Source organism: Nocardia sp. CA-151230, from assembly GCF_050942175.1.
Taxonomy (GTDB): Bacteria; Actinomycetota; Actinomycetes; order Mycobacteriales; family Mycobacteriaceae; genus Nocardia.
On sequence record NZ_CP192061.1, the window covers coordinates 2,241,493 to 2,257,187 of the forward strand.

At 68.2% G+C, this 15,695-nt stretch carries 20 protein-coding genes and 1 pseudogene; 12 read left to right on the forward strand and 9 right to left on the reverse strand.

Going from position 1 to position 15,695, the window contains the following annotated elements:
- The 3 genes and pseudogenes from ACQP1O_RS10085 to dprA all read left to right on the forward strand — a co-directional run bounded on the left by ACQP1O_RS10085 (position 1) and on the right by dprA (position 2,356).
- Positions 1-405, forward strand: a complete 405-nt coding sequence (locus ACQP1O_RS10085; protein WP_433565559.1) for a hypothetical protein — start codon at positions 1-3, stop codon at positions 403-405.
- Positions 406-419: 14 nt separating this feature from the next.
- Positions 420-896, forward strand: a pseudogene (locus ACQP1O_RS10090) (ATP-binding protein); the annotation flags it as partial.
- A gap of 239 nt (positions 897-1,135) precedes the next feature.
- Complete coding sequence (gene dprA, locus ACQP1O_RS10095; protein WP_433565560.1) at positions 1,136-2,356, forward strand: DNA-processing protein DprA; 1,221 nt, start codon at positions 1,136-1,138, stop codon at positions 2,354-2,356.
- Positions 2,357-2,410: 54 nt separating this feature from the next.
- On the opposite strand, the gene ACQP1O_RS10100 is transcribed toward dprA, so the two are convergent.
- Positions 2,411-2,851 (reverse strand): hypothetical protein, encoded by a 441-nt coding sequence (locus tag ACQP1O_RS10100; RefSeq protein ID WP_433568026.1) that lies wholly within the window; start codon positions 2,849-2,851, stop codon positions 2,411-2,413.
- Between ACQP1O_RS10100 and ACQP1O_RS10105 the strand changes: the two genes are divergently transcribed.
- The 4 genes from ACQP1O_RS10105 (at position 2,735) to ACQP1O_RS10120 (ending at position 6,912) form a co-directional block, all read left to right on the forward strand.
- Positions 2,735-3,892 carry a ferredoxin reductase family protein gene (locus ACQP1O_RS10105; RefSeq protein WP_433567636.1) on the forward strand — a complete coding sequence of 386 codons (1,158 nt, stop codon included), beginning with the start codon at positions 2,735-2,737 and terminating at the stop codon, positions 3,890-3,892. The two genes, ACQP1O_RS10100 and ACQP1O_RS10105, sit on opposite strands and share 117 nt — an antisense overlap.
- A gap of 453 nt (positions 3,893-4,345) precedes the next feature.
- Positions 4,346-5,269, forward strand: a complete 924-nt coding sequence (locus tag ACQP1O_RS10110; RefSeq protein ID WP_433565561.1) for a tyrosine recombinase XerC — start codon at positions 4,346-4,348, stop codon at positions 5,267-5,269.
- A gap of 5 nt (positions 5,270-5,274) precedes the next feature.
- On the forward strand, positions 5,275-6,066 hold the full coding sequence (locus tag ACQP1O_RS10115) for an N-formylglutamate amidohydrolase (protein ID WP_433565562.1): 792 nt from the start codon (positions 5,275-5,277) through the stop codon (positions 6,064-6,066).
- Between the two features lie 84 nt (positions 6,067-6,150).
- Positions 6,151-6,912: a siderophore-interacting protein gene (locus tag ACQP1O_RS10120; protein ID WP_433565563.1), complete on the forward strand. Its 762-nt coding sequence runs from the start codon at positions 6,151-6,153 to the stop codon at positions 6,910-6,912.
- Positions 6,913-7,076: 164 nt separating this feature from the next.
- Here the strand turns inward: ACQP1O_RS10120 and ACQP1O_RS10125 are convergent, their stop codons facing one another.
- On the reverse strand, positions 7,077-7,358 hold the full coding sequence (locus tag ACQP1O_RS10125) for a hypothetical protein (RefSeq protein WP_433565564.1): 282 nt from the start codon (positions 7,356-7,358) through the stop codon (positions 7,077-7,079).
- On the opposite strand from ACQP1O_RS10125, the gene ACQP1O_RS10130 reads away from it, so the two are divergent.
- Complete coding sequence (locus ACQP1O_RS10130) at positions 7,357-7,719, forward strand: hypothetical protein (protein ID WP_433565565.1); 363 nt, start codon at positions 7,357-7,359, stop codon at positions 7,717-7,719. The two genes, ACQP1O_RS10125 and ACQP1O_RS10130, sit on opposite strands and share 2 nt — an antisense overlap.
- Positions 7,720-7,730: 11 nt before the next feature.
- On the opposite strand, the gene ACQP1O_RS10135 is transcribed toward ACQP1O_RS10130, so the two are convergent.
- From ACQP1O_RS10135 to ACQP1O_RS10145, 3 genes are all read right to left on the reverse strand, one after another.
- Entirely contained in the window at positions 7,731-8,240 is a 510-nt protein-coding gene (locus ACQP1O_RS10135) for a DUF1990 family protein (RefSeq protein ID WP_433565566.1), read from the reverse strand.
- Between the two features lie 2 nt (positions 8,241-8,242).
- Positions 8,243-8,740 carry a M23 family metallopeptidase gene (locus tag ACQP1O_RS10140; RefSeq protein WP_433567637.1) on the reverse strand — a complete coding sequence of 166 codons (498 nt, stop codon included), beginning with the start codon at positions 8,738-8,740 and terminating at the stop codon, positions 8,243-8,245.
- 304 nt (positions 8,741-9,044) lie between these two features.
- Positions 9,045-9,548: a GNAT family N-acetyltransferase gene (locus tag ACQP1O_RS10145; RefSeq protein ID WP_433565567.1), complete on the reverse strand. Its 504-nt coding sequence runs from the start codon at positions 9,546-9,548 to the stop codon at positions 9,045-9,047.
- A gap of 257 nt (positions 9,549-9,805) precedes the next feature.
- On the opposite strand from ACQP1O_RS10145, the gene rpsB reads away from it, so the two are divergent.
- On the forward strand, positions 9,806-10,657 hold the full coding sequence (gene rpsB, locus ACQP1O_RS10150; RefSeq protein ID WP_364613906.1) for a 30S ribosomal protein S2: 852 nt from the start codon (positions 9,806-9,808) through the stop codon (positions 10,655-10,657).
- 108 nt (positions 10,658-10,765) lie between these two features.
- Positions 10,766-11,581 carry a translation elongation factor Ts gene (tsf, locus tag ACQP1O_RS10155; RefSeq protein WP_433565568.1) on the forward strand — a complete coding sequence of 272 codons (816 nt, stop codon included), beginning with the start codon at positions 10,766-10,768 and terminating at the stop codon, positions 11,579-11,581.
- 86 nt (positions 11,582-11,667) lie between these two features.
- Here tsf and ACQP1O_RS10160 read toward each other — a convergent pair whose 3' ends face one another.
- From ACQP1O_RS10160 to ACQP1O_RS10175, 4 genes are all read right to left on the reverse strand, one after another.
- A complete protein-coding gene (locus ACQP1O_RS10160; RefSeq protein WP_433565569.1) occupies positions 11,668-11,847 on the reverse strand; it encodes a hypothetical protein in 180 nt (59 codons plus the stop codon).
- Positions 11,844-12,287 carry a hypothetical protein gene (locus ACQP1O_RS10165; RefSeq protein ID WP_433565570.1) on the reverse strand — a complete coding sequence of 148 codons (444 nt, stop codon included), beginning with the start codon at positions 12,285-12,287 and terminating at the stop codon, positions 11,844-11,846. Before ACQP1O_RS10165 ends, ACQP1O_RS10160 begins: the two co-directional genes overlap by 4 nt.
- 86 nt (positions 12,288-12,373) lie before the next feature.
- Positions 12,374-12,898 carry a cupin domain-containing protein gene (locus tag ACQP1O_RS10170; protein WP_433565571.1) on the reverse strand — a complete coding sequence of 175 codons (525 nt, stop codon included), beginning with the start codon at positions 12,896-12,898 and terminating at the stop codon, positions 12,374-12,376.
- A gap of 10 nt (positions 12,899-12,908) precedes the next feature.
- Positions 12,909-13,793 (reverse strand): NmrA/HSCARG family protein, encoded by an 885-nt coding sequence (locus ACQP1O_RS10175; RefSeq protein WP_433565572.1) that lies wholly within the window; start codon positions 13,791-13,793, stop codon positions 12,909-12,911.
- A gap of 106 nt (positions 13,794-13,899) precedes the next feature.
- On the opposite strand from ACQP1O_RS10175, the gene ACQP1O_RS10180 reads away from it, so the two are divergent.
- A complete protein-coding gene (locus ACQP1O_RS10180; RefSeq protein ID WP_433565573.1) occupies positions 13,900-14,772 on the forward strand; it encodes a helix-turn-helix transcriptional regulator in 873 nt (290 codons plus the stop codon).
- A 158-nt stretch (positions 14,773-14,930) separates the two neighbouring features.
- Positions 14,931-15,665 (forward strand): UMP kinase, encoded by a 735-nt coding sequence (gene pyrH, locus ACQP1O_RS10185; RefSeq protein ID WP_040859803.1) that lies wholly within the window; start codon positions 14,931-14,933, stop codon positions 15,663-15,665.
- The last annotated feature ends 30 nt before the right edge of the window (positions 15,666-15,695 follow it).

Genomic DNA, 15,695 nt, shown 5'->3' on the forward strand with positions numbered 1-15,695 from the left:
TTGGCCCGCCCCCAACCCGACCGGGCAACCGTCCTGGCCGAACTCACCGAACTGCGCGCCCACGCCCAGACCACCGGCACACGGATCTCGGTCCTGGCGCTCGCTCGGCGAGTTGGCCTGGCCAACACCACCTTCCGCCGTCGATTCCCCGACATCACCGCCGAACTCACCGCCGAGCAACAAGCGACACAGCCGCCGCCTCCGGCGGCGGCCACCGACGACACCACGAAGCTGAGACAGCGCAACCGAGACCTTCGGGAAAACCTCGACCTCGCGGTCGCACAGATTCAACGACTCACCTTGGAGAACAAGAGACTTCGCCAGGAACTGGAAACCGCTAGCTCGGTCACCCACCTCCGACCCCCGAAGACACCCACCCTCAGCCGGTCAACGGTCAGGAACTGAACCCTATCCATAACCTCGCGGCGAATCCGTGCCCGTGTGCCCCCGCCCGCGATATCGACTGCATCTGCGCGCCCCTGGCTCGCCGCCGCTACCTCGGCAAACTTTCCGGACCGCTGATGGATCGCATCGATCTCTCGGTGCAGATGCATGCCCAGGCCGCCGGAGCCTTCACCGGCGACGAGGTCGAGAGCAGTGAGGAGGTCCGCACCCGCGTGACGGCGGCGCGGAACGCGGCCGCCGACCGATGGGTCGAACTCGGTATGACCACCAATGCGGAGGTGCCCGGACACGTGCTCCGCCAACGCTTCCGGTTGCCCCGCGAGGCGCTCGCCCCGGTCGAGAACGCGCTACAGCACGGCCGCATGTCCGCCCGCGGCGCCGACCGCGCGATCAGAGTTGCCTGGACTGTCTGTGACTTGCGTGGTGGTGACGTGCCCAGCGCCCAGGACGTCCTGCAGGCATTGAGCTTTCGACAGCGAGGTGGAGCATGAGCGAGACGGACAACCACAGCTCGACTCGGCCGACCGGTGAGCGCCACGAATCCGCTTCGGCCTCAGCGGATGTGGCGACGAGTGGCCCGACGGTGTCGGTCGCGCGAAGCGCCGCAAGGGTAACCGACACCGTGCAGGTCGGCGAGCCTGGTTCTGCCGGCGCAACAGCGTCCGGGTCGCGCCGCCCCGCGCCCGATTGCGGCAGCGAGTTCGGGCGCGGCTCCGGGTGGACCGGAGCGATGCATGGGGTGAAGGCATCTGGCGGCGAAGCGATCGGGGGTGGGAGTGCGGATGAGCGGCGGTTGGCTTGGGTATATCTGTCCCGGGTGGTGGAGGGGCCCTGTGCGGCGTTGTCCGCGTTGATCGGGTCGGTGGGGGTGGTGGAGGCGGCGCGGGCGGTGCGGGAGTGCGCATTGCCCGAGGTGTTGCGGGGGCCTACCGAGCTGCGGCGGGGGATCGACCGGGCGGAAAGGGATTTGGCGCATATCGAGCGGCTGGGTGGGCGGGTGGTGACGCCGGATGATGCGGAGTGGCCGGCCTGGCGGATGCTCGGGCTGGGGCAGTTGGATCCGGCGCAGGATGCGGATGCGGCTGTGCCGCTGGTGTTGTGGGTGCGGGGGCCGCGGTCACTGCTGGAGACCACCGAGCGGGCGATCGCGGTGGTGGGGGCGCGGTGCAGCACCGGGTACGGGAATCATGCGACCGGCGAGATTGCCGGTGAGCTCGCGGCGCACGGGTGGACGATCGTGTCCGGTGCGGCATTCGGGATCGACGGGATGGCACACCGGGCCGCGCTGGCCGTGGGCGGCATGACGATCGCCGTGCTCGCCTGCGGTCCGGATCGGCCGTATCCGGTGCAGCACGATCAGCTGCTGGCCGAGATCGTCGATACGGGCCTGGTCGTCACCGAGTACCCACCCGGCACCTCGCCGCACAAACACCATTTTCTGGCCCGCAATCGGCTGATAGCGGCCTTCGCGGAGGGTGTCGTGGTGGTGGAGGCCGGAATGCGCAGCGGGGCGCGCAACACGGTGAAATGGTGCCGCCGGCTGGGCCGACCCGCGATGGCCGTTCCCGGCCCGGTCACCTCGGCCGCGTCGGTCGGCTGCCACCGCATGATCCGCGAGGGCGAAGCCTTCATCGTCACCCGCGCCGAGGACATCCTCGACGAAGCGGGCCCGCTGCGCCTGTCCCTGCCGGCCACGGTCCCACCCAGCCCGGAGGACAACCTCTCCGGCGATGAGGCCCTGGTCTTCGCCGCCCTCCCCGCCACCGGTTCCCGGCTGCCCCGCGGCGTGGCAACCGACACCGGCCTGCCCCTGCCCGCAGTCCGTGCAACCCTGTCCGCCTTGGAGATCGCGGGCTTGGTCGCCTGCGACGCCAACGGCTGGTACCGCATCACCACTCGCCCGACCTCGGCCACCGCCGCCATAGTCGCCGCCCACGAACGACATCGCTGACCAGCCTGCCCGCCGCCACCCGACTGCGGCAGACGGCCATTGCGGGGCACCGCATTACGACATGCCGCACTGGATTCCGGATACATCGATGCCGCCGAGTTCGATCGTATCGTCGATCCAGCGGCGGTGAACGGCACGACCGGCCGGCCGACCGCGCGCGTGGACGGTCATATCGAGCGGAGTTGAGGATAGGTCAGATCGGGCTATCGGGAGGTCTTCGTGGCATTGGTTGCTCGCGGTTTTGCCTGGGTCGGCCTGTATCTTGCGGTGGCCGCCGTTCCGCTGGTGTTCGCCGTCGTCGGTCTGAATTCGCCGGGTCGAGGGTTCTGGACGGAATTCTCGATCGCTCTGGGATTTGTCGGGATGTCGATGCTGGGAATGCAGTTCGCGCTGGTGGCACGATTTCAGGCGGTAGCCGCACCGTTCGGTGAGGACGCCCTGATTCAGTTCCACCGGCAGATTTCCTACGTGGCGCTCGTATTCATCCTCACGCACCCGATCCTGCTGCAACTGGCCGGCACCGACATTGTCGGTCTCCTCAATCTGGCCCAGGCACCTCTTCGTGCCCGCTTCGCGGTCGCTTCCACCGTGTTGCTGCTGGTCCTCGTCGCAACCTCGGTGTGGCGTCGTCGCCTGCGGATCAACTATGAGGTATGGCAGATCACCCACGGGCTACTCTCGGTTCTGGTTGTCGCGTTCGCCCTGGCCCACATGCTGCTGGTCGGGTACTACCTCGACCAATTCTGGAAAAAATGGCTGTGGGCGGTCATGACCGCCGCGCTGGTCGGGCTGCTTCTGTGGGTACGCGTGATCAAGCCGCTGATCCGGCTGCGACGGCCATGGCAGATCACCGAGGTCACGGCCGAACGCGGCCGTGCCTACACGTTGACCTTGCGGCCCGTCGGGCATTCCGGATTCAGCTTCGCACCGGGGCAGTTCGGATGGCTGGTCGTCGATCGATCGCCTTTCGCGATCACCTCGCACCCGTTCTCCTTTTCCTCCAGCGCCGAATACACCGACACCGTCCAGATGACGATCAGAGAACTCGGCGACTTCACCTCCCGAGTCGGCCAGATCCGGCCGGGCACCCGCGCCTACCTCGACGGGCCGCACGGAGTGTTCAGCCCGGATCGCAACGAAGGGCCCGGGTTCGTACTGATCGCCGGAGGCGTGGGAATCACACCCATGATCAGCATCCTGCGCACGATGGCCGACCGCGGCGATAGCAGACCGGTGCTCTTGCTGTACGCGAGCCACTCGCTCGCGGAGGCCACCTTCTACGACGAACTCGAAGACCTGGAACGCATGCTAGTGCTGACCACCGTTCTGATTCCCGAGAACGCTGATCCGGACTGGACCGGCGAGCGAGGATTCATCGACGCGCCCATGCTCTCCCGCCATCTGTCCGCGCAGTACGTGCGCCGGCAATACTTCATCTGCGGCCCTGCGCCGATGGTTGCCGCTGTGGAGGACGCGCTTGCGTCGGCGCGAGTACCGGCAGAGCGAATTCACACCGAGCGCTTCAACTTCGCCTGAGAGGCCGACATCATGCGCCACACCTACACCACACGCGGTGTTGTCGTGATCAGCCTGATCCTGCTCGCCGCGTGCACTTGGTTCGCTCTAGCGGTCGGCTAGCGTCGACTCGGCCGATCCAGCACCCCCGTCGACCGCAGGTCGGCCTGCCCGGGCCACTGCCGATCGCCCGCGAGGCGTTCGCGACGGAAGGTCGCACCGGCGTGCGCTTCAGCGCTGGTGAACCGATCAGCGCGGAGCGGCCGGCACCTGGTCGTGGTTGCAGTGGAACCGGCTGCTGGTTGCGCACATCCGCAACTCTTGGGCGAAGCTCCGGCACCAGCAGAAGACTGTGAAGCTCAGCATCACGACTGGACCTGACGTGGAAGAGGTGGGCAATCGCCGGCGGGCAGGTGTGACGAGCGCGGGCGTCGGGTGCTTGATATTCGGGGGGATTCGGGTGAGCGTGGACGAATGAGTGAGCTGCCCGAGGATTTGGAGGCGTTGCTGGCCGAGTATGGGCGGCACTTGCGGTTGGGGCGGAATCGGTCGGAGCATACGGCGCGGGCGTATGTGGGCGATGCGCGCGGATTGCTGGAGCATTTGCTGGGGCGGGCGGTGGATTCCGGTGTGGGGGAGGTGGATCTGGCGTTGCTGCGGTCGTGGCTGGCGGCGCAGGCGGCGGGGGGCGCGGCGCGGACCACCATGGCGCGGCGGGCCTCGTCGGCTCGGACGTTCACGGCTTGGCTGACGCACACGGGGCGGCTGGCGGTGGATCCGGGGCCGCGGCTGGGGTCGGCGCGGGCGCATCGGGTGCTGCCGTCGGTGCTGGGGCGCGAGCAGGCGCAGGCGGCCATGGCGGCGGCGGAATCGGGTGCGGCGCAGCATGATCCGATGGCCTTGCGGGATCGGCTGATTGTCGAGATGCTGTACGCGACCGGGATCCGGGTGAGCGAGCTGTGCGGGCTCGACATCGAGGACGTGGATCGGGAACGGCGGCTGGTGCGCGTGCTGGGCAAGGGGAACAAGGAGCGGGCGGTGCCGTTCGGCGTGCCCGCCGAGCAGGCTCTGGACGGCTGGCTGCGGTTCGGGCGGGCCGCCTTCGCCACCCCGGAGTCGGGGCGCGCGCTGCTGCTGGGCCGCCGGGGCCGACGCATCGATCAGCGGCAGGCCAGAACGGTTGTGCACGAGGTGGTTTCCGCCATTCCCGGCGCACCCGATATGGGCCCGCACGGTTTCCGTCACACTGCCGCGACCCATCTGCTCGAGGGCGGGGCCGATCTGCGGGTGGTGCAGGAGATCCTGGGTCACGCCAGCATGGCCACCACGCAGCTGTACACCCATGTGTCGATCGATCGGCTCAAGAAGGTGCACGACCAAGCCCACCCGCGCGCCTGACCGTCATGCGAATCCCCGACTCGGCCGAATTGCTGCCCGGTGCCGCCGATTCGCCTGTGGTGCTGCATATTCCGCACTCCGCGCGCACGATTCCCGCCGCTGTCCGTGCGGAACTGCTGCTCGATGACGGGGCGCTCGACCGTGAGCTCGACGCCATCACCGACGCCCATACCGCGCGGCTGGCCGACGCGGCCGCACGCCTGTCGCCCACCCGGCCATGGCAATTCGTGAACCGGCTGTCCCGGCTGGTCGTCGACCCGGAGCGCTTCCCGGACGAGCGGGAGGAGATGCTCGCCGTCGGCATGGGCGCGGTGTACACCGCCACCACGGACCGGATGCCGTTGCGGGCAGCCGATTTCGATCCCGCGCCGCTCCTGGACCGCTACTTCCACCCCTATGCGCAGGCCATGACGGACCTGGTTGCCGATCGCCTGTCGGCGACCGGCCGTGCGGTGATCATCGACGTCCACTCCTATCCGGCTCAGCCCCTGCCCTATGAGCTGCACGGTGACCTACCACGTCCGCCGATCTGCCTGGGCGCGGACGCCTTTCACACGCCGCACGAACTGCTCACCCGTGCGGCCGGGGCCTTCGTGGACTTCGGTGGCGTCGGCGTCAACAGCCCGTTCGCGGGAACCTATGTGCCACTGGACTTCTACGGCACCGAACCCCGCGTCACCGCGTTGATGGTGGAGATCCGCCGCGACCTGTACGTGTCCGAACCCGGCGGCCCGCCCGGCCCCGGGATCGATCGCCTGGCCGCCGCCCTGGCCGCGCTCATATCCGATATCCATTGAACAACGGCCTATCGAAATACTATCGACGACCTATCGGAATTCGTGCTAGCGTCACTTAGGTAATCCTAAGTATGGAGGTTTCCTTTGGCACGCACACGCATCACGCTGGTGGTCCAGAACACGATCCGACTGACCGATCACCTGATCCGGGTCCGGCTGGGCGGCCCCGGCTTCGCGTCCTTCCACCCCAACGACCGCACCGACGCCTACGTCAAACTGGTCTTCCCCGGTGCGGACGGTGACACCGTGCGCACCTACACCGTGCGCGAGGTGGATCGCGCTGCGCAGGAGCTCGCCATCGACTTCGTCTACCACGGTGACGAGGGCGTCGCCGGACCGTGGGCCGCCGCGGCCCAGCCGGGCGACACCATCGACCTGATGGGCCCGGGCGGCGCCTACGCTCCGCGTTCCGACGCCGATTGGCATCTGCTGGCCGGCGACGAATCCGCACTCCCCGCCATTGCCGCGGCCTGCGAGTCGCTGCCCGCCGATGCGGTCGGGCAAGTATTCGTGGAGGTCGCGGATCCCGCCGACGAACTCGCCTTCGCACACCCGGAGGGCGTGGAGCTGACCTGGATTCACCGCGGCGCGGACGAACCGGGAGAGCGCCTCGCCACCGCGGTCCGCTCCGCCCCCTGGCGCGACGGCCAAGTGCAGGTCTTCATCCACGGTGAAGCACAGGCCGTCATGCACGACCTCCGCCCCTACATCCGCAAGGACCGCGCCGTCCCCGCCGAATGGGCATCCATCTCCGGCTACTGGCGGCGCGGCCGCACCGAAGAGGGCTTCCGCCGCTGGAAGTCCGAACTCGCCGAACGCGAAAAGGCCACACCCGCAGCCATTTAGCCAGTCACTCCTCTCAGCCAGGTGCTCCCCGTGGCCCGCCGCATGCATCTGCGGCGGGCCCCTCGGGCCCATCCCGAGCGTTCCCCGCGGCACAAGATCGAGATCAGCAATGCCGCTGTCGCGAAACGCACAGCACGACGATGCATTGCTCGCTGCGGGAGGAGTCAGGCGAATCCAGCGTCGACGAGGTCGAATCCGTTGGGGCGGACCATATGGCGCTGCCCGGACCCGCCGATCCGGGTCGAATTCGCGTAATCGTCAGGCAGTTCGATCGATCGTGGAGGATGTCCGACCAGACTCGGCACCTGGTCCCAATCGCCGGCCCGGGCAGCATCGGCGATGGTGTCCGTATGCCCGATCACATCCTCGGACAGGCCTTTTCGGTCCCGGACCCCACCACTCCAAACCCCATACCCGAAACCCGAGCGGGTAGCGTCGATGATCATGACGAACCCATCCTCCCTGCGTGAACGTCTGCGTGCCGCGCTTCCTGTGGCGATGAAGGCCCGCGACCGGAGTGCCACCGCGGCGCTTCGTTCGGCTCTGGGCGCTATCGACAATGCCGAAGCTGTGGACGGTTCCGATGTTCGTGCCGGGGCCGTCGAATCCAGTGCCGTGGGGCTGGGTGCGGCTGAACGTGCCCGGCGCGACCTCACCGAGTCCGATATCGCCGGTATCGTGCGTGCCGAGATCGACGACCGTCTCAGTGCCGCAGCGGAATACGATGCGCTCTTCGGTGGGGCGGACCGCGCTGCCTCGCTCCGCGCCGAGGCCGCCGCTCTCTCCGCTCACCTCGCGGACGACTGAGGCCGCACGCCTCAGCGTGGCCGGATGGTTCCTATGTATCGGTGTGCGAACCAGCGCTGAATGAGCCGCACGATCGGTCCGCCGAGCCGCGTGTACCACGCGGCCGGTTTCGAGAACGCGGCAATGACCCCGTGGACCGAGCCGTCGGCGGGGTCGTATTCGACGCAGAACAACTCCTCACCGCTCTCGGGATGGCCGGGGAGCGTCCCGTAGGCGAACCCGCGCCGATCCGGCTCGTCGAGGACGTAGACGACCCGGCACGGCGCACTCACCCCGATCGGTCCCAGTCCGAGCCGCACCGTCAGCTCGGTCCCCGGCTCGGCTACCGGCGTGGTCGCATCCTGGAAGATCCCGGTGCCGCGCTGCATCCCGTACCCGAGAATGTGTTCCGCCGCCTGCTCGAACAGCGCTCGGCCCGAACCGATGTGCCTGCGTAGCCGGAAATGGTCGTAGCCAGGCGGGAATTCACCCGCGGTCGCGCCGACATCGGAGTAGGTGAAGGGTGCGGGTTTCGGCGACATGGTCACCATCCTCGCTCGGTTTCGAAGTTCACGCCCATGCGGCCGGGACGGACCGGGATGTCGCCGGTGAGGGGCTTGAGCCGGATCGGAGTGCGGTGGAGCAGCCCGAGCGGATCGACGTACTCGCCGTCCCGCCGCGCTCCCCAGTGCAGGCATGGAGAGCAGGGTGGGTGTCCGGCCTCCAACAGCCCGATCGGCGTGCCGCGAGTCAGCCTGCGGCCCACGGGAATTGCCGCGGTGACCGGCTCGTAGGTGGTCCGGAGCCCGCCCGGATGGTCGATGGAGACAACCGGTTTGTCGGCCACGATTCCCGCGAAGACGACGATGCCGTCCCCGGCCGCGAGCACCACCTGCCCCCGATCGCCCGCCAAATCCACCCCGCGATGCCCGGGCAGCCAATCGTGTTCGGGTTTGTCGAAGGCGCGCACCACCCCTGGCCGCGGCCGCAGCGGCCAGGCGAAATCGCCGCCGAGCGCTGGTGAACCGCCGGCAGCGGGCATGGCAGCGCACAGCCCGATCAGGCCCGCCGCGCACGTTCCGGCCAGGACCCGGACGACTGTGCCGCCGGAACCATGCCCACGCGACGCGAGGCGAAATCTGCTGTGCAGTTCTGGGGAAACGCCTACGCCCACGGCATTCGAAGCCGTCGTGGACGGCACGGCTGAGACGCCGGTGTGCCGGGCGGGAGGCAGTGGATCGTGTGGGGGTGAGGGCATGGGAATCAGCCTGCGCCGCGGCGGGACGGTGGGCGAGAGGGTGCGCGGCGAGTGTGGATGACACGACCGGTTGTGGACAGTGCGAATGTCAGTTGCTGGGTCGAGTCAGGGCGTAGTGGATCATCGGGCCGAGTACGCCCTGGACGGTCTCGTAGGGACGCATTCCCAGGCGCTCGACGACGGCTCGTGACGCGGTGTTGCCTTCGTCGATTTCGGCGACGACTCGATCCGATCCGAGCGTGTCGAAGGCGTAGTCCAGGACCGCGGCTACGGCCTCGCCTGCCAGGCCTCGACCCCGGCGGGCCGGGGCCAGGCTGTAGACGATTTCCAGGTCGGGGCCGCCGTCGAGCTCACGCAATCCAGCTGTGCCGAGTAGTGGCCCGCCGCTGCTTTCTCGGAGCGCCCAGAGCCCGAAATTCGCGGTCGCGAAACTTTTTTCGGAATTTGTGATGATCCGCGTGACCTCATCGAGGGAGAGCATTTCGCCGTCGAAGAGGAATTCGCGGACGAGCGGGTTGCGCCACAGCGCCACGAGCTCGTCGCGATCGCTCGCGCGCACCGGTGTGAGCGCCAGTCGCCCGGTTCGGAGCATTGCCCCACCGTAGGCTGCTGACCTGCGATTGCGCACCCGAGTAACGCACACCCCCCGGGCCCGATTTCGGTCTGGCGCCTTCGCTGCGTAAACTGGTCCAGCGGTTTGCGTGAACGCAGACCGACTTCGCGCGCCCACAGTGAGTGTCGCCGGCTGGTCCCCCTGATTCGTTTTCGGAGGGTTCCGGTGGCCGTGAGCGCCAGGGCAGGGATCGCCGATTCCTGTGTCAACCAGCAACGAGAGGAAGTTACGGAGCCATGGCTGTCGTAACAATGAAGCAGCTGCTCGATAGCGGCGCGCACTTCGGTCACCAGACCCGCCGGTGGAACCCGAAGATGAAGCGGTTCATCTTCACCGACCGCAACGGCATCTACATCATCGACCTGCAGCAGACGCTGACCTACATCGACAAGGCCTACGAGTTCGTCAAGGAGACCGTTGCCCACGGCGGCACCGTTCTCTTCGTCGGTACCAAGAAGCAGGCCCAGGAGTCGATCGCCTCCGAGGCGACCCGCGTCGGCATGCCCTACGTGAACCAGCGCTGGCTGGGCGGCATGCTCACCAACTTCTCGACCGTCCACAAGCGGCTGCAGCGCCTGAAGGAGCTGGAGTCGATGGAGCAGACCGGCGGTTTCGAGGGTCGCACCAAGAAGGAAATCCTCATGCTGACGCGTGAGAAGAACAAGCTGGAGCGCACCCTGGGCGGCATCCGGGACATGGCCAAGGTTCCCTCGGCCATCTGGGTTGTCGACACCAACAAGGAGCACATCGCCGTCGGTGAGGCTCGCAAGCTGAACATCCCGGTCATCGCGATCCTGGACACCAACTGCGACCCCGACCTGGTCGACTACCCGATCCCGGGCAACGACGACGCGATCCGCTCGGCCGCGCTGCTGACCAAGGTCGTCGCCTCCGCCGTCGCCGAGGGCGTGCAGGCTCGTGCCGCGCGTGCCACCGGCGATGCGAAGCCCGAGGCCGGCGCCGGCGAGCCGCTCGCCGAGTGGGAGCAGGAGCTGCTGGCTCAGGCCACCCCGGCCGCCGAGCCGGAGACCGCGGCCGAGGCCGAGGTGAAGGACGAGCCGGCCCCCAAGACCCCGGCCGACTTCTGATTTCCAGCCGCGAGGCATCTGTTCACCTTGCCGACCGCTCATGTTCCATGACGGTCGGCAAGGTGTGACCCCCACAGACTTTCACTCACAAAGGGAGGCTCGCCCGAGATGGCGAACTACACCGCCGCCGATGTGAAGCGGCTCCGCGAGCTCACCGGCTCCGGCATGATGGACTGCAAGAAGGCGCTCGAGGAGAACGCGGGCGACTTCGACAAGGCCGTCGAGTTCCTGCGTATCAAGGGTGCCAAGGATGTCGGCAAGCGCGCCGAGCGCGCCACCGCCGAGGGCCTGGTCGTCGCGCAGGACGGCGTCCTGATCGAGATCAACTCCGAGACCGACTTCGTGGCCAAGAACCAGGAGTTCCAGGACGTCGCGAACGCCATCGTGGCCGCCGCCGCGAAGGCCCGCCCGGCCGACCTGGACGCCCTGAAGGCCGTTGAGCTGGACGGCAAGACCGCCGACCAGGTGCTGCAGGAGCTGGCCGCCAAGATCGGCGAGAAGCTCGAGCTGCGCCGCGTCGCCACCTTCGACGGCACCACCACCGTCTACCTGCACAAGCGCGCCACCGACCTGCCGCCCGCCGTCGGCGTTCTGGTCGAGTACACCGGCACCGACGCCGACGCCGCCCGTGCGGCCGGCATGCAGGTCGCGGCCCTCAAGGCCAAGTACCTGACCCGCGAGGATGTCCCGGCCGAGCTCGTCGCCAAGGAGCGCGAGATCGCCGAGGCGACCGCCAAGGAGGAGGGCAAGCCGGAGGCCGCCCTGCCGAAGATCGTCGAGGGTCGCGTCAACGGCTTCTACAAGGACGTCGTCCTGCTGGATCAGGCGTCGGTCACCGACTCCAAGAAGACCGTCAAGCAGCAGCTGGACGACGCCGGTGTCACCATCACCCGCTTCGCCCGCTTCGAGGTCGGCCAGGCGTAATCGCCTGACACACTCGAAAAGGCCCTTCGCCCATCGTCATTCGATGAGCGAAGGGCCTTTCTCGTACCTGGATCCGAGGTCTGACGTCAGTGGGACTCGCACCACGGATTGCCGCTCGAGGGTGACGCGGGCATGCCGTTGTCGAGGCTGATGGGGTCGGCGGGTGCGAGGGGTACCTCGGCCGAGGCCTGGCCCGCGCCGCCGATGACGCCCATCGCGAGTGCGAGGGCCGCGAATCCTGTTCGGGCAGTACGGTTTCTGATCACGACGCGCACCCTGCGCCCATGTACCAGGTCCCGGTCGTCAGGCTCATCAGCAGCGCGACCGTGCTGGCGAGGACGCTGTTCGTGTGTGGGCTGGACAGGCTGGAGCACGGGACGTAGTCCAGGGCTTTCAGGATCGTCTCCGCGACCGTGCTGTTGCCCATCGGTGCCGAACTGAAGGGGTTGACGAGCTGCTGGCTTCCGGTCGCCGAACCGGAGGCCGAACCGGAACCGGCTCCGCCACCGGTGCCGTCCTCCCGCTGGGCGCTGCCCGATGCGGGGTTGCCGCTGCCGGTCGACGTACCGGCGATATCGGACGGGCTCGACGAGGAGGGCGGCACGAGGGGGATGTCGGCGGCAGCGGGGCCTGCGACGGTCGTGAGGGTGGCGGCGAGAGCGAGGGCGGCCAGTCCGGTCCGGAGCGTGCGGTTCTTGGTGTTCACGCGCCGAAGGTATGTGAAACATCTTTGTTTGAAACGGGATTGGGCGCCCCCTGTTTCCTGGGCAATGCTTCCCGGGGCCGGGGGCGTCAGGTGGGTCGGTTCTGTAGCGCCGTCAGCTGGTGGATGTCGTGCTTCAGCCGTAGCTCGGAGATAGCCTCCGTGGTTGCCGAACCGGACAGGAGCAGGTCGCTCAACTCGGCGAGGTACTTCTCGTGCCCGGCCGGGGTGACCATGAAAAGCATTCTGGCGGTGGTGGTTCCGGGGTTGTGAAAGGCATGCGGGCAGCCCGCGGGCACGTACATGAAGCTGCCCGGGCCGCCGCGGTAGACGGGCGTGCTGTCGGCGGCCTGCCAGGTGAGCCAGTCGCCCACGGCCTCGGCCTCGGGGTGGAAGGCCAGCAGGTCGAGTTCGCCGTCGACGATGTAGAAGATCTCCTCGGCGTGCCCGTGCCAGTGCGCGCCGACGTCGAAACCGGGCGGGACCTCGGCCTCGAAGGCGGACCAGGCATCGGAGTGGTCGGCCCCGACCTTGAGGGTCATGGTGGGCTGCACCTTCTCACCCACACCGGGTGGCAGCAGCAGGCCGTCGGCGGCCAGTAATCCGTCGGTCATGGTGTGCTCCTCAGAGGGGCCAGTCGGTGGCGGTCAGCCAGGCGTCGAGGGTCATCAGGTCGGGGAGGGCCGCGCGCAGGCCGGGCACGTCGATGGCCGGGGCGGGGCGGGAGTTGAAGAAGGCGAACATCTTTCCCACCTGCTCGTCGAAGGCACGGATCTGCTCGACGGGGACCTGGACGGCGCGCGGGAGCAATCCGGCTGCGCGCGCGAGGGTTTCGGCGATCCGCGTGGGCGTCGGGATGTCGCCGGCGAGGGCCAGGGTGCGGCCCAGGAACTCGTCGGGGCGGTCGAAGGCCAGGGCGGCGAAGCGGCCGATATCGCGGATCGCGATGAGCGGCATGGGCAGGTCCGGCGGCACCGGCAGGGCGAGGACCAGGTGATCTCCGTCGCGGGCCGGCCGGTTGTAGGTGGCGAAATTGTCCATGAACGACACCGGCCGCAGCACGGTCGCGGGCAGTCCGAGGGCACGGATGTGGTCCTCGATGTGCTCCTTGGCGTCGTAGTACTCGATGCCGGAGCCCGCTCCGACCCCGTGCAGCGAGCTGTAGACCAGGTGCGCGACGCCGGCCTTGGCGGCCAGGTCGGCCACCGCTTTCCCGCGCCGCTCCTCGTCGGCGACGGCGGCCAGGCTGATGTGGACGCCGTCCATCATGGTCAGCATGAGGAAGACGCCGTGCGCGCCGTCCATGGCCGTCCGCAGCGATTCCTCGCCGTCCAGGTCGCCGACGGTGAGCTCGGCCCCCGCATCCCGCAGCCGGCGGGCCTGCGGTGCGTCCGGATTCCGGACGAAGGCCCGGACCGATCGGCCCCGCTCCAGTAGTGCGGCGGCGGTGGCGGTGCCCTGCCGCCCGGTTGCTCCGATGACCAGTACCGGTCCGTTGTCCGCGCTCATCTCCAGCTCCCATCGCGTCGATCTCGATTCGACGGTAGGAAGCCGCGCGCGGGCCTGTCCTGGTGGCGATAATGCTAGGCAGGTCTCTGTACAGGGGGGCGGCCGAATGGTAAGCGGCAACGGCACTTCCGGCTCGCATCATGTCTCCGCCCGGCACGCGCAGCTCGGCGAGTTCCTGCGGGCTCAGCGGGCCCGTTTGCAGCCGGGGGACGTGGGCCTGGTGCCGTACGGCGATCCCGCGCGGCGGCGCACCCCCGGATTGCGGCGGGAGGAGGTCGCCGAGCTGTCGGGGGTGGGGGTGACCTGGTACACGTGGCTGGAGCAGGGGCGCGAGGTGGCGGCCAGTCGGCAGGTCATCGACGCCCTGGCCCGCACCCTCCGGCTGGATCCCGATCAGCATCGTCACCTGCGATTTCTGGCCGGTCTCGCGGAGCCGGAGGACACCGAGCCCGAGGCCGACCGGTCTCGGCTGCAGCGCCTGGTGGACGCCGTCATGCCCAGTCCGGCCAGCGTGTACGACGCCGGATTCGACTATCTGGTCTGGAATCGGGCCTATGTACTGGTCCGCGACGATCCCCTCGCCCTGCCGCCGGAACGCCGCAATCTGCTCTGGATGATGTTCACCGAGAACGCGAATCGCATGCGCATGGCCCATTGGGAGCGTGCGGCGCGCGCGGTGGTCAGTCAGGTGCGCGATGCCGTGGGCCGTCGCCCCGACGATCCCCGCCTGGCTGCCCTGGCGTCGGAATTGTCTGTTGTGAGCCCGGACTTCCGCCGCTGGTGGTCGGAGTATCCGGTGCGCCGATTCCGGCCCGCCACCATTACCGTGCGCCATCCGCGGGCCGGGCCGATCGAACTCGAAGTATTCCAATTGCGCCCGGTCGAGTACCCGAACCTGCTGATGGTGGTGCAGGCCGCCGCCACCGCGGTCGCCGCCGGGCGAATCGCCGAGGTCCTGGCGGCCGGGCAAATCGGGTAAATGTCTCGAATAGGGAGGCCGAATCGAGGGTCGGGTCACGCTCGCCGCTGGTCGTGAGGCAGGATGGATGGAGCTTTCAAGCCGTCCCGTGCAATTAGTCGGCCGGGATGGTCTTTTCATGTGCGTGCGCACGCTCGACCGCCGAGACAAGGAGACCGATGACGGACCCGGATACCGCCCCCGATCGCAAGGGCTACCGCCGAGTGCTCCTCAAGCTCGGTGGCGAGATGTTCGGCGGCGGTCGGGTGGGTCTCGATCCCGATGTGGTGCAGGCGGTCGCGGAGCAGATCGCCGAGGTCGTCGAGACCGGTGTCCAGGTGGCGGTCGTCATCGGCGGCGGCAACTTCTTCCGTGGCGCCGAGCTCGAGGAGCGCGGCATGGAGCGGGCCCGCTCGGACTACATGGGCATGCTCGGTACCGTCATGAATTCCCTTGCGCTGCAGGACTTCCTGCAGAAGCAGGGCATCGACACCCGGGTGCAGACCGCCATCACCATGGGTCAGGTCGCCGAGCCGTACCTGCCGCTGCGCGCCAAGCGGCACCTGGAGAAGGGCCGCGTCGTGATCTTCGGCGCGGGCATGGGCATGCCCTACTTCTCCACCGACACCACCGCCGCCCAGCGTGCGCTGGAGATCGGTGCCGAGGTGGTCCTGATGGCCAAGGCCGTGGACGGCGTCTTCACCGCGGATCCGCGGGAGGACCCCGACGCCACCATGTTCACCGAGATCACCCACAAGGAGGCGCTGGAACGCGGCCTGAAGGTCGCCGATGCCACCGCTTTCAGCCTGTGTATGGACAACCAGATGCCCATGCTGGTGTTCAATCTGTTGACCAAGGGAAATATCGCCCGCGCGGTCGCCGGTGAGAAGATCGGCACGCTGGTCCGGTCATGACCGAGACAAGAACGATGACGCAGTGGAGGA